Genomic DNA, 25,500 nt, shown 5'->3' on the forward strand with positions numbered 1-25,500 from the left:
AATGCCATGTCCACCACAGCCGAAAGCCAGCCCAAAGACAAACACGTGGTGCCGACCAAGTACTGGCACAAGCTGCCGGATGGTCGGGTCCAGTGCGATCTGTGTCCCCGCTTCTGCAAACTCCACGAAGGCCAGCGGGGCCTGTGCTTCGTGCGTGCCTGCCAGAACGGCCAGATCGTTCTGACCACTTACGGCCGCGCCAGCGGCTTCTGCATCGATCCCATCGAGAAGAAGCCGCTGTATCACTTCCTACCGGGAACGCCGGTGCTGTCCTTCGGCACGGCCGGATGCAATCTGGCGTGCAAGTTTTGTTTCCCTCCGGAGACGCTGGTGGCGACGTCCCAGGGGTTACAGCCGATCGGTCGCCTTTTCGATGCCTGTACCGAACGGGTGGATTATGGTGCGGGGAAGATCGCCTTCCCCCGCGAGCTTGAGGTCTGGACCCGGACAGGGGGGCGGTCGCGGGTGACCAAGGTGTTCGGCCGGCCTTACCGGGGTGAGATGTTGACAGTCAAAGCAATGGCAGCCCCCCCGTTGCGCCTGACGCCCAATCATCAAGTGTTTGTTGCCCACCGCGACCATCCGGATCGGCTGTTCAAAATACCCGCGGCGGAACTGAGCGCCGACCATTATCTCGTCATACCCAAGCGGCGCTCCGGAAGCAGTGCTGATCTGGACGTCCTGAAGGTTCTGGCAGAGGTGGAACCTGGTTTCCATGCCCCAAGAACCCGCCGTGTGGCCTTGGATTCGTTACAGGTGGCTTTTGCCGGGCAGGCGACTTCGGCCGAAATCGCGGCGGAACTGGGATATCATCCTGCCTACGTTCGTCGGTTACGGGGACAGTGGCAGCGGGGTGAACTGACCGAAATGGCGCCGCGCCCAATCCGGACAAGGGTGGAAAACGGATGGGTCCGTTTTCTGGGGGAACGGGGGCGCGGGGTGCCCGTCACGATCCCGTGGACGCCGGAATTTGCCTGGTTGCTGGGCTTTTACTGTGCGGAGGGGCATGTCGGCGTTCATCCCCAGCGGCCGAATTCCCGGTATCTGGTTTTCTCCACTGGCCATCACGAAGCGCATCTGGCGGAAAGAACAGCGCAGCTGCTGGCGAAGTACTTTGACGTCAGGCCTCGGATCCGTCGGCGGCGTACCACCCTGACGGTGGAGTGCACCAGTACTTCCGTGGCGCATCTCTTCGTCGCGCTGTGCGGACGGGGGGCCAAGGGCAAACAGGTGCCGCCACCCTTGATCCAGACCTCCGAGCCGGTGATCCGGGGATTCCTGGAAGGCTACCTCGCCGGAGACGGGTATGAGGCCGAAACCCATCTCGTCGCCACGACGGTTTCCAGTCTGCTGGCATATGGACTCTATGAGTTAGGTTTGCATTTGAATCTGTTGCCGACTTTCTTCGTGCATCATCCAGCACCCCGGAAGCGGATCGAAGGGCGTGAGGTTGCCCAGGCCACGACCTACATCGTCAAATTCAAGCGCGATCGTTTCCACTGCGCCGACAGACGCTGCGAACGTGCTCCGTGGCGGGATGCCGGGGATCATTTTCTGGTGCCCTTGCAGCGGATCGAAAGGGAGGCTTATGACGGTTGGGTTTACAACCTGGAGGTTGATGATGCCGACCATGCCTATCTGGCGCCGTTCATCGCGGTTTCCAACTGCCAGAACTGGGACATCAGCAAGGCCCGCGAATTCGACATCCTGACGGTGGAGGCCCCGCCGAACGCCGTCGCCCGCGCCGCCCGCGAACTGGAGTGCAGGAGCGTGGCCTATACCTACAACGACCCGGTGATCTTCCACGAGTACGTCATCGACACCGCCAAGGCATGCCGCGAGTACGGCATCAAGAACGTGGCGGTCACCGCCGGTTACGTCACCGAAGAGCCGCGGCGGGAATTCTACCAGTATATGGATGCCGCCAACGTCGATCTCAAAGCCTTCACCGAGGATTTCTACCGCAAGATCTGCGGCGGCCATCTGCAGCCGGTGCTCGACACCCTGGAATACATCAAGCACGAAACCGACTGCTGGCTGGAGATCACCACCTTGCTGATTCCGGGGGAAAACGATTCCACCGAGGAGATCGACAAGATGACCCGCTGGGTGGTGGAGAAGCTCGGGCCCGACGTGCCCCATCACTTCACCGCCTTCCATCCCGACTGGAAGATGATGGACCATCCGCCGACCCCGCCGGAAACCCTGCTGCGCGCCCGCAAGATCGCCATGGAGAACGGCCTGCGCTACGTCTATACCGGAAACATCCATTACCCGGAAGGGGACAGCACCTGGTGCCATCACTGCGGCCAGCTGCTCATCGGCCGTGACTGGTACGTCCTCACCGACTGGAACCTGACCCCGGATGGACGCTGCTGCCAGTGCGGTACCCCGGTGCCGGGGGTGTTCGAACCCAAACCGGGGAACTGGGGGGCGAGGCGGTATGTGGTGGATATGGCGCGGTTTGTGGGATAACGCCTCCCAAATACCGCCATCCGGAAAATCCGGAATTGACCTGGAGCGGCCGGGGCCAGATGCCGCGCTGGTTGCGGGAGCTGGTGGATGCCGGCCACGACAAGGAAGCGTTCCGCATCCGCGACTGACCACGCTCAGTCATCCAGCCAGCGCCGGGCCAGGCCCTCGTAGGCGTCGATACGCCGGTCACGCAGATAGGGCCAGATCCGGCGTGTCTTTTCGGTGCGGGCAAGATCCACCCGGGCCGAAACGAGGGTTTCTTCGGTTTTGGCCCGGGCCAGATATTCCCCCTGAGGCCACCCTATTACCCACATCTCCTGCAACTCATAGAAATCAATGTCTTATCCGTTTTTTCTGCGGGAACTTGATCTCGGCCGTCTGGATGGCAGTCACGGCCTCCACGTAGGCGCTCAGTTTGGTCATGCCCTGCCACAAGGCTTTGGGGCCGGGCGGGGGATCGTTCTTGCGTCCCAGCCAGCCGCCAAAGCCAGCTACGAGACGGACGATCGTGCCCAAATCCGGCGGCTTCGAGGGTGGTGGGGTGCGATGGTGGATGGCCCAGGCGGTCTGCCATTCTTCGACAGAAAACACCACTTCACAACACCACTCGGGATGTTCCCGCCCGAGCGTCATCAGCATCAGGATGCGCCAGGCGACGATCAGATACAGCACCAGGGCCCGTTCCAGGCGTTCCCGGGTGCGAAGTTGCAAGGCTTCGATGCGGCAGCCGCTTTTGAGAATACGGAAGTAGACTTCGATCCACCAGCGTTTGCGGTACCATTCGATGCGCGCTCTGGCCTGTTCCAGGGTGGTGATTGGCTCATTGGTGATCAGACACCATTCGACCGCTTCCCGTCCTTCGGGGGGCGCCTCTTCCCAGGCCAGGATGACGGTGACTTTTGGACCTGGGCCGTTTCGGGTTTTCAGTTCGAGCCGGGCGACTCGGAGCGTCTGTGTGACCTGCCGGGCCGGGCGGTTGCCGCTGGCCGGAAGGTCGAAGGCGATCGTCCCCAGCACCGGCTGGGCTTCGACCGCGGCCCGCAGTTTGCCATCCAGGGGGTCGTTGAGCTTGCGGTCGTGTCGTACCCGGATCAGGTAATCGGCGGCAAAGCCCAGTTGTTCGGCCCGGTCGATCAGGGCCCGAAGGTCGCCTTCCCGGTCGGCGACATACACCAGCCGGGTCTCAGGCGCCAGGGCGGCCAGCTCGGCCACCCGCTCATAGCCTTCCACCCAACGCAGGCTCTCGGCCAGGTCCGGCTCCCCCTTGGGAAGACGCGCCCAGTGCCAGCAGTCGGTCACCCCCAGGGCCACCCCCGCCTCACTGATCACCAACGTCGGATGCAGGTACAACCCCTGGCGTTTCTCATAGTTCAACCGTCCCAACCCAGCCATTGACGGCCGCCCGGAATAATCCAGCTCGGTGGTATCCTGCAGGCACAGCACCCGCGACTGCTGCCGGATCCGTTCCAGGGTGGGCACGCTGTGGGCCCGCAACACCTCCCGAAAATCCAGCCTGGGATTGTCCAGCAACCGGTAGGCTGCCTTGGTCTCCGCCCAACCGCCCCCGCAAACGCTGGGAATGCTCGCCATCGGGTCGCTTGCCATCGCTTCTATCACCTGACACAGCCGCCGGTTCAGGCGGGCATCGCCCAGCGCCAGGTAAAAAATTCTTGTTCAGCCCAGCTCATGTCAACGCTTATCCAGAAAAATCAACATCTTACTACAGGGGTGGGAGATGTGGGTAATAGGGTGGGATAACGCCGGTCGCTATCGATAGTGCTTTTGATAAAGGAATTCGGCGAAATCCAGATCGATGGGATCGTCAATGTTGGCCGTTGGCGTCTCGATCACGACGCCTGCGCAGTTTCCTTCCACGATGCGCCTTTTGGTCACGATGGTATCCCGCCAGGCGGCATAGCACGCGCCGGTGCGGTAATAATACCGCGGTGCCTGCTGGCGGTTGGACAGGCTCTTGTCCAGATAAGGGCGGACACAGCCACTTTCATCCAGACGCAATATTTTTTCCGGTACGAAATGGCCGGGAACCGGCGCGATGGTGGTGGCGGCCTCGAAGTTGCCTGCCGACAGTGCCTCGACGGTTTTTTCGATATGCTCGGGACGCCGCAAAGGCGTGGTCGGTTGGAGATAGACGGCGAGATCGAACTGCCGTCTCCAGTGTGCTTCCGCCGCCAGCCAGGCATGGCGCCAGACATCGATCCCCAAAGCGGTATCGGTCGCAAGCTCGGGCGGGCGCAGAAAGGGAACCGCCAGGCCGGAACGGCGTCCTTCCTCGGCCAGGGCAGGATCGTCGGTGCTGAGAAGCGCCTGGTCAATCCAGGGGATCTGGTCGATCAGCCAACCGGTCCACCCGATCAGGGAGCGCCCGCCCACTTCGCGTAAGTTCTTGCCAGGAATGCCCTTGCTGCCGCCGCGGGCGGGGACGACGGCGAGAACGCTATGGCCTTTCCACATGACGGATGCAGTAGTAGTTGGTGTCCAACGCAACCGCCTCGATGCCGTCGAAGCGGTTCAGCAACCGGGCATAGGCGACGATACGCTGGTTGATTTCCGCGACCGGCGTCGGTGGGAACACGTCCCTGAGCGGTGTCTCGGTTTCCCCGAGCAGGCGGCGCTGGATCTGTTTGCGAACGCCCCGCCAGCGGCTGCGAAGCCGTTTCATCCGGGAGATCTGCGGAAAGGGTACCGTTTCCAGGACATCGGCAATGCGTTCGCTGGCCAGAGGGCCGTCCAGTGCTGCCACATGTTTTCCCAGGAGCGCTTCTTGTTGGGGTTTCAGGCGGTAGGTTTTCTGCTCCAAGGCCGAGGTTAGCGCCTGCCGTAGGGTGTCAGGATCTTCGGCCTGCAGGCTCAGCTGGATGGGCAGGTGGGGATCCATGGACGCTTCGCGGTAAGGGCGATAGCAGAGCACGGGTTTGCCGAGGATGGTCGCCTCCACCGCCGTGGTGCAGCTGTGGTGCAAAACCGCCTCGCTGCCCAGGATCCAGGGGGTGACCTCCCCTTCGTGCAGCACGGTGCAGTTGGGCAGATGGGCGGTGGCTTCCTGCCAGGGTCCCGGGTTTTCCGCCGGATGCGGGCGAATGATGAAATGCAGCTGTGGCAGGGACCGGGCCAGTCGGGGCAGCGCCTCCAGGTAAGCGCGGAACAGGCGAATGCGATAACGGGCCAGATCGGGATTGTAGAAAGCCGGCACGGGAAAGCGGCCGGCGGCGACGTCGTCCGGGTCCGGCAGGCGGGTTGCCGCCGCATCTCGGGTGTTGACCCAGTGGAAGTTGCTGTTGAACAGCACGTAGCGGCCGAACCGGGCCTGGTAGGCGGCGGCGCGCTGGCGGTAGATCTCCCGCAAGGGGGTGCGCAGCAGATCGAAGCGGGGGTTGCCAGTGATGTGGATCCGTGACGCGTCGCCCAGTTCCTCACGCCAGATGGCGGCATTGGCCGGGCCCCAGGCGAACAGGGCCTGGGGGATGCGGATGGTGTCCCGGCCGATTCTGCGGGTGCGGTAGATTTCCGGGGAATAGATCACCAGCCCCTCCTCGTCCAGTGCCGTGATGCAGTGCCCCATGTCACGCAGCCAGCGATAGCGCTTTCCCACCGATTGGGTGATCGTGCGTCCCAGATAGACCAGGGGCGGCAGGGTGTGGGCGGTCCGTTTGGAATGTTTATGATTGCCGAGCCAGACCTGGTGTCCCCGTTCTGCGAGGAGGCAGGCGAGGAGGATGGTGGCGTCCAGTTCTCTGGCCTTGATTTCGATCGGGAGGAAAAAGGAACGATGTGCAGTCATTTTTCGTAATGCAAAGGTTCGGTGGCGAGCAGGTCGGCGATGCGCTCACCGGCACGGCCGTCACCGTACAGGTGGCTCGGCTGGGGGCGTGGTTGTCGTTTGACCGTTTCGATCGCAGCGAGGATTTGGCGGCGGTCGTGGTCGATGTCGATGACGTTGGGAGCCCGGTCGCGGTTCTGCTGGCGTTTGCCGATGTTGACGGCAGGGACGCCGAGGAAGGCACACTCGCGGATGCCGACGCTGGAGTTGCCCACGATCGCCAGGGAATGGTACACCAGCCGCAGAAAATCGTCGGGCGGCAGATTCTTGAAGAAATGGATGTTCTGCGGCCGGTAACGTTCCCGAAAGGCGCGGATGGCGTGGGAGGTAGCGTCGGAGCCGGCATCGATGTTGGGCCAGAACCAGAAGGTGGGGATGCCGCTTTGGTGGACGGCGTGCAGCGTTTCCTCCGCCTGAAAGCCGGCGGCTTCCGGTTCGGTGGTGACCGGGTGCTGGAGCACGACCAAATAGGGCTGATGCCAGTCGAAAGTGGGGCCGACGCCCTTGTAGGCGGCGAACAGATCGACCTTGATTTCCGGATCGCGAAGGATGCGGGCGGCCAGATCGATGGAAGGGCAGCCGGTGACGTGAACGGTGGCGGGTTCTTCTCCCATGGCGATCACCCGCCGGCGTGCCGGTTCGGATGCCACCAGGTGGAGGTCGGCCAGTTTGGTGATGGCGTGGCGCACCTTGTTGTCGATGTTGCCGGTGATCTCCCCGCCCTGGATGTGCACCAGCGGAATGTTCATGTAGGCGGCGGCCACGGCGGTGGACAGGGTTTCGAAGCGGTCGGCGATGGTTACCACCGCATCCGGCGCCAGCGCCTGGAACGCCGAAGTCAGCTCGATGATGCCCAGACCGGTGGATTTCGCGGCGGTGACCAGATTGCCGCCTTCGAGCATGGTGTGGAGCTTGTAATCGATGCTGAAACCTTCGGCCTCGATCACCCGGTCGGGAAAACCGAAACGCTCCAGGATGGCGGAAGCGGCGGTGATCACCTGAAGTTCCAGCTTTGGATGTTCCCGGATCGCTTCCATGGCGGTGCGGATGCGGGCGTAGCTGGGACGGGCGGTGATGACGACGCAAATCTTGCGGCGGTGCATTAGTCCTCCAGATCCTCCGGCGTCAGGATGTGGTTTTCCGGTACGCTGTTGCGCAGGCGTCTGCCTATGAGGCGGTCGAAATCCCACGCCGGAATGCCGGTTCCCGGTTTCTTGGTGGTCAGGTGTCCGGCCTCGAGGCGGGTTCCGGCCGGGAGCGCCTGGCGGGTTACCACGCTCTTCATGAAGATGGGGCGCAAGGCTTCGACCGTCTCCGGCATCCGGTCCTTGTCCTGGGGGTGGGCCAGCATGGTTTCGATGAAGCGGATGCCTTCCACCAGCCGGGTCAGTTCCTCTATCGTCAGCGATGCGGGTACGTCAGGGCCGAACATGTGGCGGCTGAGGGTGACGTGGACCTCGACGACCTGGGCGCCCAGCACCGCCGCGGCCAGTCCCGGATAAATCGTGCCGGAATGATCCGAGAGACCGGCGGCGCCATAGCGTTCCCGGAACAGGACGACGTTGTTGATGCCGATGTGCTCAGGGCCGCAGGGGTATTCGGACGTGCATTGCAGCACCGCCAGGGGCGAGGAAAAGCCTCGCAGCCATGCCACGGTGCGGTCGATCTCCGCCAGCGGGCTCATCCCCGTGGACAGCAGCATGGGCAGCCCGGTGCGGGCCATGCGTTCGAGCAGGGGCTTGTTGGTGATCTCTCCGGAGGCGACTTTCCAGGCGGCCACGCCGATGCGGTCCAGGAGCTCGAAAGCCGGTTCCGAAAACGGGGAGCTGAGAAACAGCAGGCCCTTTTCCTCACAGTGGCGCTTGAGCCCGGCCCATTGCTCGGGGGTGAATTCCATCCGCTTCCAATAATCGTAACGGGTTTCGTCTTGAGGGCTGAAGCGGACCCGCCAAGGCTCGCCCGGCGTGCTTTCCGCCGCGGCGATGTGGGTCTGGAATTTCACCGCGTCGGCGCCGGTGGTGGCGATGGCGTCGATGAAGGCGTGGGCCATCCCCAGACTGCCGTCGTGGGCCTGGGCGACCTCGGCAATGACGGTACAGGCCGCCTTCTCAGAAGGCGTATGCAACCAGGTAGGTGGGATCATTTTGCAGAAGGTGGTGATTGTCGCAGAATCAGTTCGTCCCCGAGGGCGATGCCGAGGGGGAACCAGAAAACCGTCAGTACTTCTTTGACTTTGAAGCCGGGGTAAAACAGCTCCCATTCATTGGCCTGCATGGCCAGAAAAGCGAACGCCAGCAGCGGGACGGCCAGGCCGTCAAGCTGCATTTTCCGCCAGCCCCGATAACTGTAGCCAAGAGCGGTGCCGATCACAGCGACAATGGCCAGGACACCGGCGATTCCCAACGCACGGAAATGTCCCAGGAGCAGATTGTGGGCATCGCCGTAGTGGAAAGGGTGGCCGTCGATGGTGACGTTCCCGCCGGGATCGGAAAGCAGGCCGGAACCCAGAAAGGGATGTTGCAACGCTTGCAGGAAACTTGCCTGCCAGATGTAAGGACGGTAGGGAACGGAGCGGAAGATTTCACTTGCCCAGGCAGGTTCGGCCAGGTAAAGGATGCACAGAGAAACCAACAGGATGCCCAAGATGGCGGCCAGGCGGAGAACAAGAGACTTTGGATCGACGCCGGCCAATATCGCCGTGACGGGCAGGCAAACCAAGCAGGCGATCAGAATGCTGCGGCTCTGGGAGAGGGCCAGATACAAAAGCAGGGGTATTTGAAGCGCTAGATAGCGGTTTTGTCCAGTTGTCAGAAAAAGGTGGAAAGCCATGATTTGCGCCGCGGCGATGATGGCGGTGGAACGTATAGGGCTGTCTATCTGGCCGATGCCTTCCAGCCTCGACAAGGGAAAGGGATGGTCATGATACCAGACGCCCATATCGATTGCCGCCGCCAGGCTTGCGGCGATGACCAGGCTCGTTGCCAAGCTTGGGAAATCAGGCGTAAACCGCTGGCGGAAATAGGCGGTCGCAATCGTAAAATGAAGGATGAGGACGGTGTTTGAAATCAACTTGAAAACTATGTGCTCGTCAGAGGCCGTTGGAACGTGCGACCAGGCGATGCTGGCGAGCGCCAGGACCGTATAGAGGGAAATGAGGCGGAACAGCCGGCTGGCGGTAAGGGTGCGGAACCAGCCCTCTTGGACCATGATCCAGGTCAGGATTGGCAAAACGGTCAAGGCATAGAAGAATTCCATCCATTTGCTGCCGGGGAGAACGACGGCAAGCGGGATCAAGGTGAGGTAGGCTCGGTACCCCAACAGAGCGGGTCTGTGCATGCAAATGATGTCGTGCGGATGCCGGCATGGGCCGAAAAAATACAAACGGTTATTTTTGCCGCTGATACGTCCCGATCAACACCGCCTCCTCCAGAACATGCCCCTTCATCGCCTTCTCCAGCTTTTTCTTGGTCGGCGTGTCGAGATCCGGAAGCACGGTGTCGAGCGCATACAGCTTGAAGAAATAGCGGTGCCGTCCCCGGGGCGGACAGGGGCCGCCGTAGCCGGTGCGTTTCCAGTCGTTCAGCCCTTCTCTGGTGCCGGGGGGCAGCTGTTCGGAGGTGACGCCCTCCGGCAGTCCGGTCGCCGTGGGCGGGATATCGTACAGGATCCAGTGCACCCAGGTCATGATCGGGAAACGGGGATCGGGGGCGTCCGGATCGTCGACGATGAGGGCCAGGCTCTTGGCCTCGTCGGGAATACCGGACCACGTCAGAGGTGGGGAGATGTCTTCACCGTCACAGGTATACTTGACCGGGATCTCGCCGTTGTGGGAGAAGGCGGGGGATTTCAGGACCATGGTCACAGATTGCCTCCTGTCCGCGAGGACGTTGTGGGTGACCAGAAACAGCAGCAGGCAGCTGCAGAGGAAGCGGGCAAGTGCGTTCATGCGGAACGATGTTAATTTCCCTGCAGGGATGAATCAACCATGAACCGGACTTTTTTCGGTGAAATCGTGCGCCGGGTCGATCCCGGCTTCAGGCTTGCTGCTTACGCGCCGGTCACGGGGGGCTGCATCCACGAGGCCTGGCAGGTGACAGGTGGAAGCCGGCGTTATTTCGTCAAAACCGCCGAAGCCGCCCGTCTGCCGATGTTCGCCGCCGAGGCCGAAGGCCTGCGCGCTTTGGCTGAAACCAAAGCGGTGCGGGTGCCGGCGGTGCGCGATTGGGGGTGTCTGGACGGAAAAGCCTTCCTGATTCTCGAATGGTTGCCTTTGACCTGCCGGGATGGCGATGCCGATGCCCGCCTGGGTGAACGTCTGGCGCGGCTGCATCAGGTTCCGCAGCCGCGATACGGTTGGCCTTGCGATAACTTCATCGGCGCGACGCCGCAGCCCAACGGTTTTGCCGACGACTGGATCGCGTTCTGGCGCCGGCGCCGCCTGGGTTACCAGCTGGCGCTGGCGGCCAGGCGGGGATACGGCGGGAAAATTCAGGAACTCGGCGAGTGCTTGCTGGTCAATCTGGACGCCCTGTTCTCCGGCCACCGGCTGGTTCCCTCGCTGTTGCACGGGGACCTGTGGTCGGGGAACGCTGCGGCGCTTCCGGAGGGAGATCCGGTAGTCTATGACCCGGCCTGTTACTGGGGAGATCGGGAGGCCGATGTGGCCATGACCGAATTGTTCGGCGGTTTCGATGCGCGTTTTCACGCCGCCTACCGGGCGGCCTGGCCGCTGGATCCCGGCTACCCCGTCAGGCGGGATCTCTACAACCTCTATCATGTCCTCAACCATCTGAATCTCTTCGGAGACAGTTACCGCCGTCAGGCCGAAGTCCTGTTGGCGCGTCTGGTGGCGGAAATCCGTTGACCGGCTGAAGGAGGTGACGACGATGGAGATGTCCGAACGGTTGCAAACCGACGACCACGACAACATCGACCAGGAAGTGGAGGCGCTGTTTTCCCAGTGGCGCGAGGACCGGAAGAAACTGGCGGCCCGCCGTCAGGTGGAACAATATCTGGAAATGAAGCGCCTCCGCGAACAGATCGGCGACGTGTTCGATCTGGAGGATTTCTGATCGGCCGGCTGTACGCCGGCCTTTTCAATGCATTGCCGAATTCCCTGGTCGGAGAGGGGATAACCGGGCTGACCGCCCCGATGGGTCAGTCCGGTTCGTCGTTTCGATCCGTTGGCGGTTTTTCCGGCGTTTCCGTGGTTCTGGGCGCTGGCAGAATGTTGGTGGCCGGTGGGGGGGTGAGCGTAGCCTTGTCTGTCTCAGGCGCAGGTGTGTTTTCCGCCGTCGTTTCAGCGTTGTCCGGCCGGGATGGAACGGCAGGGTTGCCACCGGCGCGGCGTCCCCGCCGCCGCCGGCCACCGCGGCGGCTGCTGCGGCGGCGTGAGGGCGCCGGGGTGGGTTCTTCTTCCGCAGGCGGATTTTCCGCTGTCGTGGTTTCTACCGGCGTCGGGGTCGTCGGTGCGGCGCTGCGGTTCGCGGTGCCGCGACGTCGTCGCGGGCGTCGCGGCCTCGGCGGCTGGGTTTCCGTGGTTTCGGTAGCCTGGGATTCGTCGGGGCGGTCCTGCGGTTCTGCGGTGCGGGCGCCGCCGACCAGCTTCTGCCAGAAGCGTTTGATGAGCTCGGTGGAGGAGGTCTTGCTGCGGATCGGTGCCGGCGTCGAGGGCAGGAAATCCTTGACTGCCGGTTCTTCCACCTTGCGGCCTTCGGCGGTGGCGTATTCCGGCAATTCGCGTTCTTCCTCCTCGATGCGTTCGTAACTGACGGCTTCCTCTTCTCCCTCGCTGGCCTTGATGCGCTGGATTTCGTACGCAGGGGTCTCCAGATGGCGCGCCGGGATGATGACGATGCCGACCTGGTGGCGTTTTTCGATCTGCCCGAGCACCTCGCGTTTCTCGTTGAGCAGGTAGGTGGCCGGCTCGACGGGTAGTTGCACCACGATCTTGCCGGTCTGGGGCTTGAGCGCTTCTTCCTCGATGATGCGCAGGATCGACAGCGCCAGGGATTCGGTGCTGCGGATGGTGCCCTGTCCCTGGCAACGGGGACAGGGCACCAGGCTGGATTCCCCCAGGGAAGGACGCAAGCGCTGGCGGGACATTTCCAGCAGACCGAAGCGGGAGATGCGGCCGATCTGGATCCGGGCCCGGTCGCTTTTGACCGCCTCGCGCAGTTTGGTTTCCACCGCCCGCTGGTGGCGCATGGCGGTCATGTCGATGAAGTCGATGACGAACAACCCCCCCAGGTCGCGCAACCGCAGTTGGCGGGCGATTTCCTCGGCCGCCTCCAGATTGGTGTTGAAGGCGGTTTCTTCGATGTCGCCGCCTTTGGTGGCCCGGGCCGAGTTGATGTCGATGGTGGTCAGGGCCTCGGTGTGGTCGATGACGATGGCTCCGCCGGAAGGCAATGGCACCTCGCGCCGGTAGGCCAGCTCGATCTGACTTTCGATCTGGAAACGGCTGAACAGGGGAACGGAATCTTCGTACAGCTTGGCCTTGTTAATGAAATGCGGCATCACCTGCTGGAGGAAGTTGCGCACCATGCGGTAGGTGGCCGGGTTGTCGATGAGGATCTCATCGATGTCGGCGCGCAGGTGGTCGCGCAGGGCGCGGATGATGACGTTGCTTTCCTGGAAGATCAGAAACGGGGCTTTGCGCTGGGCGGCGGAGCGTTCGATGGCCTCCCACAACTGGAGCAGGTAGTTGAGATCCCACTGCAGTTCCTCGGCGCTTTTGCCACCGGCGGCGGTACGGACGATCAGCCCCATACCTTCCGGAATGTCGAGGGAAGCGAGAATTTCCTTCAGATCGCCCCGGGCCTCGCCCTCGATGCGGCGGGAGATGCCGCCGGCACGGGGATTGTTGGGCATCAGCACCAGATAGCTGCCGGCCAGGGCGATGTAGGTGGTCAGAGCCGCACCTTTGGTGCCGCGCTCTTCCTTCTCGATCTGGACCACGACCTCCTGGCCCTCCCGGATCAGGTCCTTGATGTCGGAGCGGCTCTGCTGTGGTCCAAGGGGCTGAGAGAAATAGGTCGGGGCGATCTCCTTGAACGGCAGAAAGCCGTGGCGCTCGGCACCATAGTTGACGAAGGCGGCTTCCAGGCTGGGTTCGATGCGGGTGATGATGCCCTTGTAGATGTTGGACTTTTTCTGTTCTCGGGAGGGAACCTCAATGTCAAAGTCGTAAAGTTTCTGCCCTTCCACCAGGGCGACCCGCAGCTCTTCCGGCTGCGTGGCGTTGATGAGCATTCTTTTCATTGCGAGGGTCCTTTTGGCATGGGGCGAATGCGCACACGGCGGGACCGGACCGGAACACGACGTCGGTCTCAAGGATAGCGCTCTCCGGAAAGCGGGAGCTGCGTTCCTGCTGCGGCAGGGGACGATCCCGGTTAATGGGTTGCTGCATTCGCATCCTGTGATTTAAACCAGTTGATTTACAATGGGTCTTCTATGGAAGATTTTGTTTCTTCTAAGACTCCGTGGCCGGCGCTTGGTTCGGGGAAGGCGCGGGAGGCGGTCTTCCGGCCGGCGTGTCCCCGGCTGGATGCCTGTCAGGCAAAGGAGGGGAGCAAACATCGGACAAAGCATTATAAACAGGCCATGCCATGAAATCCATGAAAGGACAAGTTTCTGATTCGGCGCGAAAAACGCCAGTGCGCCAGGTCGAGATCGACGCCGACGAAGCCGGTCAGCGCATCGACAATTTTCTCCTCGCCCGTCTCAAGGGAGTGCCCAAGAGCCGTATCTACCGGATGCTGCGTACGGGCGAGGTGCGGGTCAACAAGGGGCGGGTCAAGGCCCCTTACCGCCTACAGGCCGGGGACGTGGTCCGCCTGCCGCCGGTCCAGGTCACAGCAGTCTGTTCCCCGGTGGCGCCGGGAGACTGGGGGCGGCGTCTGGAAGCGCGGATCGTGTACGAAGACGAAGACCTGCTGGTGCTCGACAAGCCGGCGGGGATGGCGGTCCACGGCGGCAGCGGATTGGCGGGCGGGGTGATCGAGGCGCTGCGGGCGATCCGTCCCCAGGCCCGCTTCCTGGAGCTGGTGCATCGTCTCGACCGCGACACCTCCGGCTGTCTGCTGATCGCCAAGCGCCGTTCCGTGCTGCGGGCGTTGCACGAGCAATTGCGTTCCGGTCGGGTGGAAAAGCGCTATCTGGCCCTCTTGGAAGGCGGGTGGCGCCGTCGATTCCAGCGGGTGGACGTACCGCTGCGCAAATTCGTGCTGCAGGGCGGGGAACGGTTAGTGAAGGCGGCCGAAGACGGCAAACCGTCGCAGACGCTGTTCCGCCGCATCGAGGCTTTCCCCCATGCCACGCTGGTGGAGGCCGAACTGCTGACCGGCCGCACCCATCAGATCCGGGTCCACGCCGCCTGGCTGGGACACCCCCTCGCCGGGGACGAGCGCTACGGCGACAAGACGGCGAACCGCCGCTGGCGCCGCCTGGGGCTCAAACGCTTGTTTCTGCACGCCTGGCAGGTGGCGTTCCATCATCCGCGCCGGGACGTTATGATACGTCTCGAAGCCCCGCTGGATGGGGAGCTGGAGGCCCTTCTCGATCATTTAAGGCAGTGATGAGTCTCCGGGACTCTGCCGATGTTCCCGGTTTTGCCGCCGATCACCTGATCCGGATGCAAGATGAGATCACTTTTTCTTCTTTCTTCCCCGGATCGCCCACAGCTGGACAGTGCCGTCTGATGTGGCGCTGAGCAGTCGTTTCCCCGCCTTGACGAAACGCAGCGCCAGCACCGGCGCCGAGGTGGGTTTGAGAATGCCGGTCTGACGCGGTAGAAACTCACGCAACAGCTTGCCACGTTTGAGGCTCCAGAGCTTGATGCCCCGGGAAGGGTGGCCGGTGGCCAGCAGCCCCTCCGAAGGGGTGAAGGCGGCGCGGGTGACGGTGACGTATCGAGGCCCGAGTTGCCGTTTCAATTTGCCGTTGGCGGTCTTCCAGACCTGGATCGGGCCGAGGAGGGGGTTGGTCAGGGCGTAGGTGCCACGGCCAGAGAGGGCGACGGCGGCCAGTTTGCCCCGTTGTTTCCAGGTGCGGCGCAGCTTGCCGCTTTGCAGATCCCACAGTTTGGCGGTGGCATCGTCACTGCCGGTGAGGGCGAAACGGCCCTGGCGATCCAGGGCCACGGTCTTGACCGCGCGGTCGTGGGGGAAGGCGAAACGGGTCTTGCCGTGGCGCAGGGAGAAATAGACCGCCCGGTCCCCGAGACCGATCAGCGCCCACTGGCCATCGGCCGACAGCGCCAGGCTGTGGATGCCTTCCAAGGTCCAGGACGCCAGCGGCCGCCCGCTTCGGGTGTCCCACCAGGCCAGGCCGTTGCGGTCGGCGGTGACCGCGAAACGGCCGTCGGCGGTGACGGCGACGGCGATCATCTCCTGTTTTGCCTGGCTGTGCCGGAAGGTATGAAGCAGCTTTTTCGGTTTCAGTCGCCACCACTGGGCCCCCTGGTCGATGCTGGCCAGCAGGGCGTAATTGTCGGCCACCGCGGCGGCGGTGATGCCACCGGGGACCAGTTTCCAGGTCTTCAGGGGCGGATTGGCGTCGCCACAGGCGCCCAGAAGCAGGGTCAACAACAGGGGCAGGAGCGTTTTCATCGATGGTTTCCTTGGAACCAGGCCAGTTTGTCATGCAGGCGCACCACTTCGCCCACGATCACCAGAGTGGGCGGGGACACGCCGGTCTGCCGGGCCCTGTCGGCCAGCGTCGCCACGGTGGTCACCACCACCTGCTGCTGCGGGGTGGTGCCGGCCTGAATCAGGGCCGCGGGCATGGCCGGATCCATACCGTGGGCGACCAGAGCCTGACAGATTTCCTCTAAGCCTAGCAGACCCATGTAGATCACCAAGGTCTGACGGGGGGCGATGAGCCGGTTCCAGTCCAGGTTGGGGCGGTCGTCGCGGCGGTGGCCGGTGACGAACAGGCAGGACTGGGCATAGTCGCGGTGGGTCAGGGGAATGCCGGCGTAACTGGCGCAGCCGGAGGCGGCGGTGATGCCGGGGACCACGATGAAGGGCACGCCTTCGTCCGCCAGGGTCGCGATTTCCTCGCCGCCGCGGCCGAAGATGAAAGGATCGCCGCCCTTGAGGCGCACCACCCGCTTGCCCTGTTTCGCCAGCCGTACCAGCAGCGTATTGATGGCCTCCTGGGGAAGGGCATGGTCGGCGCGGGCCTTGCCGGCGTAGATCTTTTCCGCATCGCGGCGGACCAGCTCCAGAATCGGTTGCGACACCAGGCGGTCGTAGACCACCACGTCGGCCTCCTGGAGGAGGCGCAGGGCGCGCAGGGTGAGCAGTTCCGGATCGCCGGGGCCGGCCCCCACCAACGCCACGTAGCCGGGGAGGGGACGGTCCGTTTCCGCCGCCGTCAGGGCCTGTTCCAGTGCCTGGGCGGCGGCCTGTTCCTGACCGGCGTGCACCAACTGGCCGGGAGCGCCGTCGAAGACCTGCTCCCAGAAACGCCGCCGCCGCGGGGGCGGGAGGCGGCGCTTGACCGTTTCCCGGAAGCGGCCGGCCAGGTGCGCCAGCCGTCCCAGTCCGGCCGGTAGCAGGGTTTCCAGCCTGGCCTTCACCTGCCGGGTCAGGACTGGGGCCCGGCCGCCGCTGGAGACGGCGACTACGACGGGGGAGCGATCGACGATGGCCGGCAGGATGAAATCGCAGTCGTCCGGCTGATCGACGGCATTGATCCAGATGCCGCGCCGGCGTGCCTCGGTCGCGATGCGGTGGTTGAGGGCGCCGTCGTCGGTGGCGGCGATGACCAGCACGGCGCCGTCCAGGGCAGCGGGGGTGTAATCCTGACGCCGCAGCCGGATTTCGCCCCGACGGGCGAGGGCTTCCAATTGCGGGTGGAACCGGGGGGCGATGACGCCGACTTCGGCGCCTGCCCGGCGCAGCATTTCAGCTTTCCGCAGGGCCACAGCACCACCGCCGACCACGAGACAGAGGCGGCCGGTGAGCTTCAGAAAGACCGGCAGGTAGTCCATCGGCGGCAGACGGGTTTTGCTATCATTTACCTTCAATCGGAAGACTTCGACGTGTCATGGAATTCGATCGCGAACTGGACACCAGCGGGTTGCACTGCCCGCTGCCGCTGCTCAAACTGAAGAAAGTCCTCAACGAGATGGCCCCGGGCCAGATCGTCCACGTCATCGCCACCGACCCGGCGTCGGAGCTGGATTTCGGCGTCTTTTCCGAGCAGAGCGGCAACGAGATCCTGCAACGCCGTCGCGAAGACGGGATACTCCATTACTGGATCCGCAAGGCCTGAGACGCCTCCAGTTTCACCGGTTCCGTGCCCTGGCGCAGGCTGAGGATGGGCCAGCCGCGCTTTTCCGCTTGCGCCGCCAGGGTCGGGTCGGGATCGATGGCGACCGGGTGGCCGACCTGTTCCAGCAGCGGCAGGTCGTTGTGGGAATCGCTGTAGAAGGTCGCCTGGCGCAGATCGAAATCGTGGTGCTGCAGCCACTGGCGCAGCCGTACGACCTTGCCTTCCTGGAAACAGGGGGTGCCGACGAAATCCCCGGTGTAGCGGCCATCCTTGAATTCCGGCTCGGTGGCGATCAGGTCGTCGATGCCGAAGCGGGCGGCGATGGGGGCGGTGACGAAAGCGTTGGTGGCGGTGATGACCACCAGCCGGTCGCCGCGGCGGCGATGGCATTCCACCAGCTTTTGCGCCGCCGGGAGCAGGATCGGTTCGATCTTCTCGGCGAGGAACTGTCGCCGCCAGGTCTCGAGCCGGGCGGGATCGTGTTCGGTCAGCGGTTTCAGAGCGAAACGCAAAAAGGCGCGGATGTCGAGACGGCCGCGGCGGTAGTCTTCGTAGAAGCGCCGGTTGGCGGCCTCGTAGCGGTCGCGGTCCACAAGGCCCCGCTCGACCAGGAACTGGCCCCAGAGATAATCGCTGTCACCGCCGAGGAGGGTGTTGTCGAGATCGAAGAGCGCCAGGGCAGGCGCGCGCTGAGGGTCAGATTCGGGAATCACGAAAGTTGCCTGTGGTACCGGGTGGGTGTAGTTTATGGAAAATGAAAGTCAAAATTCTATCACCGAAAGTGACTCGTCGGCTTGGACATGATTGACGCCGATGGATTCCGTCCCAATGTAGGGATCGTGCTCTGCAACGACGCCGGCCATGTGTTCTGGGCCCGGCGGGTGGGAATGCGGTCGTGGCAGTTCCCCCAGGGCGGCATCAAGCGCCGCGAGGATCCCGAGGCGGCGATGTACCGGGAGCTGTATGAGGAGACGGGGCTGGCTGCGGACGATGTCGAACTGATCGGCCGGACCCGCGAGTGGCTGCGCTACCGCCTGCCGGCGCGCTACATTCGGCGTCATTCCCTGCCGCTGTGCATCGGCCAGAAGCAATTGTGGTTCTTGTTGCGCCTACGGGCCGACGAAACCCGGATCTGCCTTGACCGTTGCGGTAAACCGGAGTTCGACGCCTGGCGCTGGGTGGAATACTGGCACCCGTTGCGTGAAGTCGTCTATTTTAAGAAAGAAGTCTATCGCCGGGCGTTGACCGAACTGGGGCGTCTGTTGGTTTCGGATTCGGTGCCGATCGATCCCCGAGGGTTTCTGGCGGCGGACTAGGGCGACTCCCGCAACTTGCGCTTGGTATCCCGAGTGACTGGAGGAAGTTTGTTCGTTTTTGGAGGCGTTTGGCGCATTGCCGTTTTCCTGCTGATGGGCCTGGTGTTGTCGGTGGGGGAGGGAGGCGAGGACCCGGTGCAGGACGTCGTCGTCGCCGTCCATCCCGGTGTTTCCGTCACCCGCCTTGCCCGCAACGAGCTGCGCGCCATCTTCGCCATGCGCCGGCGTGCCTGGCCTGACGGCACGCCGATCCGGGTTTACGTGCTTCCGGATGACCACCCCCTGCATCGGACCTTTTGCAAACGCATCCTTCACGTCTATCCCCATCAACTGCGCCGGATCTGGGACCGCAACGTCTATTCGGGAACCGGCCAGGCGCCGGTCGAGGTCGACGACGTGAAAACCCTGCACGCGCGCATCGCTGCCAACCCGGGGGCGATCGGTTATCTCCCCCCCGAATGGATCGACGAACAGGTAAAGTCGGTCGAGGTTCGGTGAGGGGATGGATACTATACTCGAAGCATGAAATTCGTACGCAAGTGGCTACTGATTCTGATTGTCACCTGGGGGACGGTGCCGGCTCCCGCCTGGGAGGTGCCGGGTGCTGACGGCTTTCAGGTGCACGGTTTCCTCAGCCAGGGCTTCACCTGGACTTCCGGCAATCGCTGGTACGGCAGGAGCGAGGACGGCAGCCTGGATTTTCTGGAAGCCGGGGTCAATGTTTCCTACCGTCCCACTGCAAACCTGATGCTGGCGGCTCAGGGACTCTACCGCCGGGCCGGCCGGGTGGATCCCAATCAGTTGCGCCTCGACTACGCCCTGGCCGACTGGACCTTCTGGTCCCGGTCCGCCGGCCGGGCCGGGCTGCTGCTGGGGCGGGTCAAGAATCCCTTCGGCCTGTATAACGAAACCCGCGACGTCGCCTTCACCCGCCCTACCATCTTTCTGCCCCAGAGCATCTATTTCGACCGTACCCGCAATCTCGGGCTCGCCAGCGACGGCGTGCAGTTCTACGGCGAACGTTACGGCGACTGGGGCGATTGGTTCCTGCGCCTGGGACTGGGATGGCCCAACGGGGTCGGAGACAAGGAATTCGAGCGGCTGAATCTGGGCGGGGACCGGCCGGGGGATTTCGAGTCCCGCCTGTCCTACATCGGCCGTCTCAGCTACGAATACCAAGGGGGGCTGGTGCGGCTGGCCGTGACCGGCGCCGTCGTCGATACTCATTACCAGCCGGGGCGGAACGATTTTTTCCAAGCGGGGGAGTCGCCTCTGAAACCGCTGATCTTCTCCGCCCAGTACAACGGCGAGCGCCTGTCGCTGACCGGCGAATACGCTCTGCGCTTCATCGACATTCACGGTTTCGGTCGTTACCTGCCCGATACCGAAATGACCGGGGAGAGCTATTACCTGCAGGGCAGCTATCGGGTGCTTCCCAAGCTGGAAGCGGTGCTGCGCTACGATGTCTATTTCGCCGACCGTGACGACACCAGCGGCCGCCGTTACGCCCGCCTCACCGGCAATCCTCGCCATGCCCGCTTCGCCCGCGACTGGACCGTGGGGCTGCGTTGGGACGTCACGCCCTGGTGGATGCTGCGGGCCGAGTGGCACAAAGTGGACGGCACCGGCTGGCTCGCCGCTTCCGAGAACGACATGCAGGGACGCCAGCGGCGCTGGCACCTGTTCGCGCTGCTGACCTCGTTCCGTTTCTAATAGCCTCTGGTGTCGAAGTCCAGCCCGCCGGGGAGATCGGCCAGGCGTTCCACCCAGGTGCGGAGACGGCCGTGGGATGACAGTTCGAGCCAACGCCAGCCGGGGGGCAGGGCGTCGACAGCGAAGTCGTCGCTGCCGGGTTTGAACTGGAAGCAGGTGGAGGGCGCACTCCACAGGGGGATGTCCCGGCAGCGGCCGCTGAATACCTGGTGGACGTGGCCGAAGACGATGCCCTTGACCTGAGGGTATCCTTCCAGCTGCCGCCAGAAGGTTTCGGCGTTCTGCAGTTGCATGGTGTCCATCCAGCGGCTGCCGACGGCGACCGGCGGGTGGTGGAGGGCGATCAACGCCGGTAGCCGGCAGCGCCCGAGACAATTCCCGAGCCAGTCCAGCTGGGAAGGGGCGAGCCGGCCGGCGTGGGAGCCGGGCAGGTGGCTGTCGAGGGCGATCAGCTGCCATGCGTCGCCCAGAATGACCTGACCGGCACAATGATGGCGCTCTCTGCAGAGAATCTGCGCCAGCAGCCGGGGATCGTCGTGGTTGCCTGGAAGCGCCAGCCAGGGACAGGGGAGCGAGGCCAGGTAGCGGTGCAGGCGCCGATAGGGGGCGGCCAGGGGTTCCTGGACCAGATCGCCGGTGAGCAGAAGGAGGTCCGGCGGCCATTGGGGGTGGCGTTGCAGGGCTTCGAGGACGGCTTGAAAGCGCTTTTCGGTGTCGACGCCTATCAGGGTGTCCCCCGGTTGGGGGAGAAAATGGCAGTCGGACAGTTGCAGCAGGCGCAACGGGAAACGATCGGCCGGCAGCCGCCAGGTGGTCAGAGACATTTGATCAGCACTTTGGAATTGCGCTGGGCATTGTAGCAGCGCTGGCGCTGGACCGGCAGATCGGTGAAGGCGGCCGGCCGGAAGCCGCGCTCTCGGAACCAGTGCAGGGTGCGGGTGGTGAGGACGAACAACCGTTCCAAACCCTGGCGGTGGGCCTGGGCTTCGATGTGTTCCAGCAGCCGCCGGCCGCGGTTTTCCCCCCGGTAGTCGGGATGCAGGGCCAGGCAGGCCAGTTCCCCCATCTTCACTTCCGGGAAGGCGTGCAGGGCGGCGCAGCCGATCACCAGGCCGTCGCGTTCGATGACGCAGTAGTCGGCCAGGTCCATCTCCAGTTTCTCCCGGGAGCGTTTGACCAGGACCCCTTCCCGCTCCAGGGGTGCGATGAGCTCCAGGATGCCCGGGATGTCGTCGAGACGGGCCGGGCGCAGGGATTCGAAGGGCTGGCGGGAGATCAGGGTGCCGGCGCCGTCGCGGGTGAACAGTTCCAGCAGCAGGGCGCCATCGAGATGGCGGTCGAGCAGGTGGACGCGTTCGACGCCGCCTTCCGCGGCGGTCACGGCCGCCTCCACGTGGGGGGCGACCGGTGCCGGGAAACGCGCCTGGTTCAGGTGGGTTCTGGCCTCGCTGCTGGTCAGCTGGGCCACCGGCTCCTCATCCAGGTAGCAAGGCCGTTCCATCAGGATCAGGAATTTGTCGGCCTTGAGGGCGGTGGCGACGGCGGTGGCCACGGTCTCGGCGCGGAGGTTGAAGACCTCGCCGGTGGGGGAGTAACCGAGCGGGGGGATCAGCACCAGGCGTTCCTGGGCCAGCAGCGCCTGGATGCCGGCAGCGTCGACCCGGCGCACCTCGCCGGTGTACTGGAAGTCGATGCCGTCGATGACGCCCAGGGGTTTGGCGGTGATGAAGTTGCCGGAAATCACCGGCAGGCGCATCCCGGCCATGGGGGAGTCGGCCACCCCCAGCGACAGCCGGGCCTCGATTTCCACCCTAACCTGGCCGGCGGCTTCCTTGACGCATTCCAGGGCGGTCGCGTCGGTGATCCGCTGTCCCCGGTGGTAGCGGCAGGCGATGCCGCGTCGCTGCAGGCGGGTTTCGATCTGGGGGCGGATGCCGGGGACCAGCACCAGGCGGATGCCGAGGCCGTGGAGCAGGGCGATATCGTGGACCAGGCTGGCGAAGCGGGGTTCGTCGGCCACCGCCTCGCCGCCGAAATGAATCACGAAGGTCCGCCCGCGGTGCGCATGGATGTAGGGCAGGGCGCCCCGGAACCAGCGGACGAAGGCGGCAGGGTCGATCATGGGTGGCGTGTCAGTTGGCGGGTGTGGGGTTGCCGGGACGCCGTGAACCCTTCCCTGGGGGCTCGGACCCGGCCGTCCAGGCCGGGTACGCCCGGCAACCCCACACCCGCCACCAGGGAAGCACCAGCCTCAATCATGGGGTACCGAGCGGTTGGATGGCCTCGGGGAATGGTCTTGCGGGACGCCGTGAATCCATCCCTGGAGGCTCGATAACCGGCCGTCCAGGCCGGTTACGCCCTTCAGACCATTCCCCGAGGCCGCCGGTGCCTGTGTGGTTCCTGCCCACGGATTAGAGCTTGTCGGCGAGATCCTTGTCGGTGACCGCGCCTTCCGAGGCGGAGCTGACCAGCGCCGCGTACTTGGCAAGGATACCACGGGTGTAACGGGGGGCGGGTTTGCGCCAGCGGGCCAGGCGGGCCTGGATTTCCTCGTCGCTCAGGTGCAGGCGCAGCTCCCGGGTTTCGGCGTCGATGGTGAGGGTGTCGCCGTCCTCGACGATGGCCAGGGGGCCACCGACATAGGCCTCCGGGGTGATGTGGCCGACCACGAAGCCGTGGGTGCCGCCGGAGAAGCGGCCGTCGGTGATGAGGGCCACGTCCTTGCCCAGCCCCTTGCCCATCACCGCCGAGGTGGGTGACAGCATCTCGCGCATGCCGGGGCCGCCCTTGGGGCCTTCGTAGCGGATGACGATGACGTCGCCCTTCTGCACCGTGCCGTCGAGAATGCGCTGCAGGGCTTCCTCCTCGCACTCGAACACCCGGGCGCTGCCGGTAAAACGCAGACCTTCCTTGCCGCTGATCTTGGCCACCGCCCCTTCGGGAGCCAGGTTGCCCTTGAGGATGACCAGGTGGCTGTCCTTCTTGATCGGGTTGTCGAGGGGACGGATGATGTCCTGGCCTTCCGGATAGGGGGCGACGTCGGCCAGATTCTCCGCCAGGGTCCTGCCGGTGACGGTGAGGCAGTCGCCGTGCAGCAGGCCGGCGTCGAGCAGCGTTTTCATCAGCGGTTGGATGCCGCCGATCTCGATCAGGTCGGCCATGTGGTAGCGGCCGCTGGGTTTGAGGTCTGCCAGCACCGGCACCTGCTTGCCGATGCGGGTGAAGTCGTCCAGGCTCAGCGGCACGTCGCAGGCGTCCGCCATCGCCAGCAGGTGGAGGACCGCGTTGGTGGAGCCGCCCAGGGCGATGACCACGGTGATGGCGTTCTCGAAAGCCTCGCGGGTCATGATGTCGCGGGGCTTGAGATCCAGCTCCAGCAGCCTGAGCACCGCCTCGCCGGCGCGTTCGCAGTCCTGCTGCTTCTCCGGGGAAACGGCGGCCTGGGCCGAGGAGCCGGGCAGACTCATCCCCAGCGCCTCGATGGCCGAGGCCATGGTGTTGGCGGTGTACATGCCGCCGCAGGAGCCGGGGCCGGGGATGGCCTTGGATTCGATCTCGTGCAGGGCGGCATCGTCGATCTGGTCGTTGGCGCGGGCGCCGACAGCTTCGAACACCGAGACGATGTCCATTTTCCTGCCGCCGCAGCTGCCGGGCAGGATGGTGCCGCCGTAGACGAACACCGCCGGGCGGTTGAGACGCGCCATGGCGATCAGGCAGCCGGGCATGTTCTTGTCGCAGCCGCCGATGGCCACCAGGCCGTCGTAGCCCTGGCAGCCCATCACGGTTTCGATGGAATCGGCGATCACTTCGCGGGATACCAGGGAGTACTTCATCCCCTCGGTGCCCATGGAGATGCCGTCGGAAATGGTGATGGTGTGGAACAGGATGCCCTTGCCGCCGTTCTCCTCGATGCCGCGGATGGCGTACTGGGCCAGCTGATTGATGTGCATGTTGCACGGGGTCACCATGTTCCAGGTGGAGGCGACGCCGATCTGGGGTTTCTGGAAGTCCTCGTCCTTGAAGCCCAAGGGGTGGAGCATCGCCCGGCTGGGGGCGCGCTCGTAACCATCGACGATCTTGGAGGAGTGGGGGCGTTTCTTGTCGGTCATGATCGGATGGATCTCCGTTGCGAATCGGTTAGAGAGAGGATAGGGAATCCCAGCCGCGCTTGCGGCGCCAGCCCAACCGCGGCAGGATCAGCCCCAGCAGAATGCCGCCACCGAGAACCCCGGCGCCGATGAGGAACCAGCGCTGCGAGTTCTCCCGGCTCAAAGCCTGGTTTTCCAGCTGCAGTTGCTTCAGCTGCCGCTCCAGATCGGCGACCCGTTCGCGCAGACGGTTGCGTTCGTCCTGGATTTCCAGGGCGTGGGCGGCGGCGTTGCGGATGCGCTGCAATTCCGCTTCCAGCTGGGCGCTGCGCTGGGCCAGCTGGGCGCGTTCGCTGCTCAGACTGCCCTGCTGCGACTTCAGTTCGGCCAATTCCTTTTTCAGTGCGGCGTTTTCCTGGCGCAGGCGCTCCAGGGCCGCCTGGACCTGGGCCAATTGCTGACGGGCGCTGGGTTGATCGGACAAATAGCGGGTCAAGATCCAGCCCTCGGTGCCGTCGCGGAGGCGGATGCGGGAATAGCCGCTGTTGCGATCGCGCTCCAGCACCGTGACCGGATAGCCGCTGGGGAGGCGGCGCAGGATCTTGTACTGGGTGCCTTTGCCGGTCCGCACCAGCACCTCGACCCGGTCGGTGACGTAGGCAGTCTCGGCCGCCAGAACGATCGCCGGCAACCAGGCCAGAAGAAATATCAGAACTTTCACGGCAGCTTCCTGGACCCGTGGTGAAAAACAGGCATTGTAAATCCTCCAGGGACAATGCCAAAGAGA

General features: G+C 64.1%; 25 protein-coding genes and 1 pseudogene. 10 read left to right on the forward strand and 16 right to left on the reverse strand.

From position 1 onward, the window contains the following. Window positions 1–6 precede the first annotated feature (6 nt). The 3 genes and pseudogenes from MIN45_RS07035 to MIN45_RS07050 all read left to right on the forward strand — a co-directional run. Window positions 7–312: pseudogene (locus MIN45_RS07035) on the forward strand (hypothetical protein); the annotation flags it as partial. Beyond that, window positions 295–2,475, forward strand: coding sequence for an AmmeMemoRadiSam system radical SAM enzyme (gene amrS / locus MIN45_RS12400; RefSeq protein WP_337250368.1), 2,181 nt, complete (start codon window positions 295–297; stop codon window positions 2,473–2,475). The pseudogene MIN45_RS07035 and the gene amrS, both read left to right, overlap by 18 nt. Further along, entirely contained in the window at window positions 2,382–2,603 is a 222-nt protein-coding gene (locus tag MIN45_RS07050) for an H-NS histone family protein (protein ID WP_286291223.1), read from the forward strand. The genes amrS and MIN45_RS07050 overlap by 94 nt, the downstream gene beginning before the upstream one ends. Before the next feature lie 6 nt (window positions 2,604–2,609). Here the strand turns inward: MIN45_RS07050 and MIN45_RS07055 are convergent, their stop codons facing one another. The 8 genes from MIN45_RS07055 to MIN45_RS07090 form a co-directional block, all read right to left on the reverse strand. Beyond that, window positions 2,610–2,789: a hypothetical protein gene (locus MIN45_RS07055; RefSeq protein ID WP_286291225.1), complete on the reverse strand. Its 180-nt coding sequence runs from the start codon at window positions 2,787–2,789 to the stop codon at window positions 2,610–2,612. A gap of 19 nt (window positions 2,790–2,808) precedes the next feature. Then, window positions 2,809–4,143: an IS4 family transposase gene (locus MIN45_RS07060; RefSeq protein WP_337250361.1), complete on the reverse strand. Its 1,335-nt coding sequence runs from the start codon at window positions 4,141–4,143 to the stop codon at window positions 2,809–2,811. A 99-nt stretch (window positions 4,144–4,242) separates the two neighbouring features. Beyond that, window positions 4,243–4,947, reverse strand: coding sequence for an acylneuraminate cytidylyltransferase family protein (locus MIN45_RS07065; protein ID WP_286291227.1), 705 nt, complete (start codon window positions 4,945–4,947; stop codon window positions 4,243–4,245). After that, window positions 4,931–6,274: a surface carbohydrate biosynthesis protein gene (locus tag MIN45_RS07070; RefSeq protein WP_286291228.1), complete on the reverse strand. Its 1,344-nt coding sequence runs from the start codon at window positions 6,272–6,274 to the stop codon at window positions 4,931–4,933. The genes MIN45_RS07065 and MIN45_RS07070 overlap by 17 nt, the downstream gene beginning before the upstream one ends. After that, entirely contained in the window at window positions 6,271–7,416 is a 1,146-nt protein-coding gene (neuC, locus tag MIN45_RS07075; RefSeq protein ID WP_286291229.1) for a UDP-N-acetylglucosamine 2-epimerase, read from the reverse strand. The genes MIN45_RS07070 and neuC overlap by 4 nt, the downstream gene beginning before the upstream one ends. Next, a complete protein-coding gene (locus MIN45_RS07080) occupies window positions 7,416–8,438 on the reverse strand; it encodes an N-acetylneuraminate synthase family protein (protein WP_286291230.1) in 1,023 nt (340 codons plus the stop codon). The genes neuC and MIN45_RS07080 overlap by 1 nt, the downstream gene beginning before the upstream one ends. A 14-nt stretch (window positions 8,439–8,452) precedes the next feature. Next, on the reverse strand, window positions 8,453–9,607 hold the full coding sequence (locus tag MIN45_RS07085; RefSeq protein WP_286291231.1) for an O-antigen ligase family protein: 1,155 nt from the start codon (window positions 9,605–9,607) through the stop codon (window positions 8,453–8,455). Window positions 9,608–9,698: 91 nt separating this feature from the next. Beyond that, window positions 9,699–10,259, reverse strand: a complete 561-nt coding sequence (locus MIN45_RS07090) for a YbhB/YbcL family Raf kinase inhibitor-like protein (RefSeq protein ID WP_286291233.1) — start codon at window positions 10,257–10,259, stop codon at window positions 9,699–9,701. A gap of 39 nt (window positions 10,260–10,298) precedes the next feature. Here MIN45_RS07090 and MIN45_RS07095 point away from each other — a divergent pair, with 39 nt between their 5' ends. After that, the gene (locus MIN45_RS07095) at window positions 10,299–11,177 is read left to right on the forward strand and encodes a fructosamine kinase family protein (RefSeq protein WP_286291235.1); all 879 of its coding nucleotides are present in this window, start codon (window positions 10,299–10,301) and stop codon (window positions 11,175–11,177) included. A 22-nt stretch (window positions 11,178–11,199) separates the two neighbouring features. Then, a complete protein-coding gene (locus MIN45_RS07100; RefSeq protein ID WP_286291237.1) occupies window positions 11,200–11,385 on the forward strand; it encodes a PA3496 family putative envelope integrity protein in 186 nt (61 codons plus the stop codon). An 85-nt stretch (window positions 11,386–11,470) separates the two neighbouring features. Here the strand turns inward: MIN45_RS07100 and MIN45_RS07105 are convergent, their stop codons facing one another. Beyond that, window positions 11,471–13,576 carry an Rne/Rng family ribonuclease gene (locus tag MIN45_RS07105; RefSeq protein ID WP_286291238.1) on the reverse strand — a complete coding sequence of 702 codons (2,106 nt, stop codon included), beginning with the start codon at window positions 13,574–13,576 and terminating at the stop codon, window positions 11,471–11,473. 395 nt (window positions 13,577–13,971) lie between these two features. On the opposite strand from MIN45_RS07105, the gene rluC reads away from it, so the two are divergent. Beyond that, window positions 13,972–14,892 (forward strand): 23S rRNA pseudouridine(955/2504/2580) synthase RluC, encoded by a 921-nt coding sequence (rluC, locus tag MIN45_RS07110; protein ID WP_286291240.1) that lies wholly within the window; start codon window positions 13,972–13,974, stop codon window positions 14,890–14,892. 69 nt (window positions 14,893–14,961) lie between these two features. On the opposite strand, the gene MIN45_RS07115 is transcribed toward rluC, so the two are convergent. Both MIN45_RS07115 and cysG read right to left on the reverse strand, forming a co-directional pair. After that, window positions 14,962–15,924: a WD40 repeat domain-containing protein gene (locus MIN45_RS07115; protein ID WP_286291242.1), complete on the reverse strand. Its 963-nt coding sequence runs from the start codon at window positions 15,922–15,924 to the stop codon at window positions 14,962–14,964. Then, on the reverse strand, window positions 15,921–17,348 hold the full coding sequence (cysG, locus tag MIN45_RS07120) for a siroheme synthase CysG (RefSeq protein WP_422732654.1): 1,428 nt from the start codon (window positions 17,346–17,348) through the stop codon (window positions 15,921–15,923). The genes MIN45_RS07115 and cysG overlap by 4 nt, the downstream gene beginning before the upstream one ends. Before the next feature lie 20 nt (window positions 17,349–17,368). Here cysG and MIN45_RS07125 point away from each other — a divergent pair, with 20 nt between their 5' ends. Next, entirely contained in the window at window positions 17,369–17,596 is a 228-nt protein-coding gene (locus tag MIN45_RS07125) for a sulfurtransferase TusA family protein (RefSeq protein WP_286291243.1), read from the forward strand. Here MIN45_RS07125 and MIN45_RS07130 read toward each other — a convergent pair. Continuing rightward, window positions 17,575–18,309, reverse strand: coding sequence for a histidinol-phosphatase (locus MIN45_RS07130; protein WP_286291245.1), 735 nt, complete (start codon window positions 18,307–18,309; stop codon window positions 17,575–17,577). The two genes, MIN45_RS07125 and MIN45_RS07130, sit on opposite strands and share 22 nt — an antisense overlap. An 87-nt stretch (window positions 18,310–18,396) precedes the next feature. Between MIN45_RS07130 and MIN45_RS07135 the strand changes: the two genes are divergently transcribed. The 3 genes from MIN45_RS07135 to MIN45_RS07145 are packed head-to-tail and all read left to right on the forward strand — an operon-like array spanning window position 18,397 to window position 20,625. Then, window positions 18,397–18,912 (forward strand): RNA pyrophosphohydrolase, encoded by a 516-nt coding sequence (locus tag MIN45_RS07135; RefSeq protein ID WP_286291246.1) that lies wholly within the window; start codon window positions 18,397–18,399, stop codon window positions 18,910–18,912. A gap of 48 nt (window positions 18,913–18,960) precedes the next feature. Continuing rightward, complete coding sequence (locus MIN45_RS07140) at window positions 18,961–19,410, forward strand: type 2 periplasmic-binding domain-containing protein (RefSeq protein WP_286291248.1); 450 nt, start codon at window positions 18,961–18,963, stop codon at window positions 19,408–19,410. 24 nt (window positions 19,411–19,434) lie between these two features. Continuing rightward, entirely contained in the window at window positions 19,435–20,625 is a 1,191-nt protein-coding gene (locus MIN45_RS07145) for a porin family protein (RefSeq protein WP_286291249.1), read from the forward strand. Here the strand turns inward: MIN45_RS07145 and cpdA are convergent. The 4 genes from cpdA to MIN45_RS07165 form a co-directional block, all read right to left on the reverse strand. Next, the gene (cpdA, locus tag MIN45_RS07150; protein WP_286291251.1) at window positions 20,622–21,449 is read right to left on the reverse strand and encodes a 3',5'-cyclic-AMP phosphodiesterase; all 828 of its coding nucleotides are present in this window, start codon (window positions 21,447–21,449) and stop codon (window positions 20,622–20,624) included. The two genes, MIN45_RS07145 and cpdA, sit on opposite strands and share 4 nt — an antisense overlap. Then, window positions 21,440–22,747 (reverse strand): amino-acid N-acetyltransferase, encoded by a 1,308-nt coding sequence (argA, locus tag MIN45_RS07155; RefSeq protein WP_286291252.1) that lies wholly within the window; start codon window positions 22,745–22,747, stop codon window positions 21,440–21,442. Before argA ends, cpdA begins: the two co-directional genes overlap by 10 nt. 289 nt (window positions 22,748–23,036) lie before the next feature. After that, window positions 23,037–24,734, reverse strand: coding sequence for a dihydroxy-acid dehydratase (gene ilvD, locus MIN45_RS07160; RefSeq protein WP_286291253.1), 1,698 nt, complete (start codon window positions 24,732–24,734; stop codon window positions 23,037–23,039). Between the two features lie 28 nt (window positions 24,735–24,762). Continuing rightward, window positions 24,763–25,434: a TIGR04211 family SH3 domain-containing protein gene (locus MIN45_RS07165; protein ID WP_286291254.1), complete on the reverse strand. Its 672-nt coding sequence runs from the start codon at window positions 25,432–25,434 to the stop codon at window positions 24,763–24,765. Between the last annotated feature and the right edge of the window lie 66 nt (window positions 25,435–25,500).

It is taken from the genome of Methylomarinovum tepidoasis (genome assembly GCF_030294985.1).
GTDB lineage: Bacteria > Pseudomonadota > Gammaproteobacteria > Methylococcales > Methylothermaceae > Methylohalobius > Methylohalobius tepidoasis.

Excerpts from the sequence above, each read along its gene's own strand:
- MIN45_RS07115 (WP_286291242.1), bottom strand. The coding sequence starts at position 15,924 with ATGAAAACGCTCCTGCCCCTGTTGTTGACCCTGCTTCTGGGCGCCTGT.
- MIN45_RS07125 (WP_286291243.1), top strand. The coding sequence starts at position 17,369 with ATGGAATTCGATCGCGAACTGGACACCAGCGGGTTGCACTGCCCGCTG.
- MIN45_RS07095 (WP_286291235.1), top strand. The coding sequence starts at position 10,299 with ATGAACCGGACTTTTTTCGGTGAAATCGTGCGCCGGGTCGATCCCGGC.
- cpdA (WP_286291251.1), bottom strand. The coding sequence starts at position 21,449 with ATGTCTCTGACCACCTGGCGGCTGCCGGCCGATCGTTTCCCGTTGCGC.
- MIN45_RS07055 (WP_286291225.1), bottom strand. The coding sequence starts at position 2,789 with ATGTGGGTAATAGGGTGGCCTCAGGGGGAATATCTGGCCCGGGCCAAA.
- neuC (WP_286291229.1), bottom strand. The coding sequence starts at position 7,416 with ATGCACCGCCGCAAGATTTGCGTCGTCATCACCGCCCGTCCCAGCTAC.
- ilvD (WP_286291253.1), bottom strand. The coding sequence starts at position 24,734 with ATGACCGACAAGAAACGCCCCCACTCCTCCAAGATCGTCGATGGTTAC.
- argA (WP_286291252.1), bottom strand. The coding sequence starts at position 22,747 with ATGATCGACCCTGCCGCCTTCGTCCGCTGGTTCCGGGGCGCCCTGCCC.
- MIN45_RS07145 (WP_286291249.1), top strand. The coding sequence starts at position 19,435 with ATGAAATTCGTACGCAAGTGGCTACTGATTCTGATTGTCACCTGGGGG.
- MIN45_RS07105 (WP_286291238.1), bottom strand. The coding sequence starts at position 13,576 with ATGAAAAGAATGCTCATCAACGCCACGCAGCCGGAAGAGCTGCGGGTC.
- MIN45_RS07070 (WP_286291228.1), bottom strand. The coding sequence starts at position 6,274 with ATGACTGCACATCGTTCCTTTTTCCTCCCGATCGAAATCAAGGCCAGA.
- MIN45_RS07135 (WP_286291246.1), top strand. The coding sequence starts at position 18,397 with ATGATTGACGCCGATGGATTCCGTCCCAATGTAGGGATCGTGCTCTGC.
- MIN45_RS07065 (WP_286291227.1), bottom strand. The coding sequence starts at position 4,947 with ATGTGGAAAGGCCATAGCGTTCTCGCCGTCGTCCCCGCCCGCGGCGGC.
- MIN45_RS07090 (WP_286291233.1), bottom strand. The coding sequence starts at position 10,259 with ATGAACGCACTTGCCCGCTTCCTCTGCAGCTGCCTGCTGCTGTTTCTG.
- MIN45_RS07100 (WP_286291237.1), top strand. The coding sequence starts at position 11,200 with ATGGAGATGTCCGAACGGTTGCAAACCGACGACCACGACAACATCGAC.